The organism is Microbacterium sp. UBA3394 (assembly GCF_002358725.1).
GTDB lineage: Bacteria > Actinomycetota > Actinomycetes > Actinomycetales > Microbacteriaceae > Microbacterium > Microbacterium luteum.
Genome location: NZ_DEPK01000150.1, coordinates 6,564 through 7,404, shown reverse-complemented (window position 1 = coordinate 7,404; position 841 = coordinate 6,564). Strand labels below are relative to the sequence as shown.

The 841-nt window shown below is 73.8% G+C and carries 1 protein-coding gene; it reads left to right on the top strand.

All coding sequences use genetic code 11. The features are described 5' to 3' along the window. Window positions 1-59: 59 nt before the first annotated feature. Window positions 60-841, top strand: a 782-nt coding sequence (locus B4E30_RS08860; RefSeq protein WP_286794820.1) for a flavin-containing monooxygenase, incomplete at its 3' end; no start/stop codon positions are given.

Sequence of the window (841 nt, the reverse complement as noted above, 5' to 3'; positions counted from 1 at the left end):
TTCCGCCAGCGCACCACCGACTACCGCGAACCGCCGGCGAATCGGAAGACCCGGATCCGATGACCGTGCGCGTCGAGATCGCGATCGTCGGTGCGGGCTTCGCCGGGATCGGCATGGCGCTGGCCCTGCTCCGCGACGGGCGGGAGTCGTTCGTGCTCCTCGAGCGCGGCGACAGCGTCGGCGGCACGTGGCGCGACAACACCTACCCGGGCGTCGCGTGCGACGTGCCCTCGCACCTGTACGGGTTCGCCGACCACCCGCATCCGGACTGGTCCCGCGTGTTCGCGCCGGGTGCCGAGATCCACCGCTACCTCGCCGACGTGGCCGACCGCGCCGGCGTGACCGACCGCACCCGTCTGCGGACGGGCATGACCGGCGCGCGGTGGGACCGCGACTCGTCGACCTGGCGCGTGAGCACGTCCGACGGCGACACCGTGATCGCCGATGCCCTCGCCATCGCGTGCGGCCGCCTGACGGAACCGCTCATCCCCGAGATCACCGGGCTCGAGACGTTCCCTGGGCCGCTGTTCCACTCCGCCCGCTGGGACCACTCCGTTCCCGTCGCGGGGCGCCGCATCGCCGTCGTCGGCACCGGAGCGAGCGCCGTGCAGCTCGTGCCGGAACTCGTGCGCCGCGGTGCGCACGTGACCCTGTTCCAGCGCACGCCGGCGTGGATCGTGCCCCGCGGCGAGCGCGCGTATTCCTCCGCCGAGCGTCGACGCTTCGCGGAGCATCCCGAGACCCTCGCCGACCTTCGCGCGACGCTGTATGCCGAGGGCGAGGCGCGGTTCGCATCGCGCTCCGGCGATGCCGCGGCCGCCGATCTTGCGCGCGGCACGGC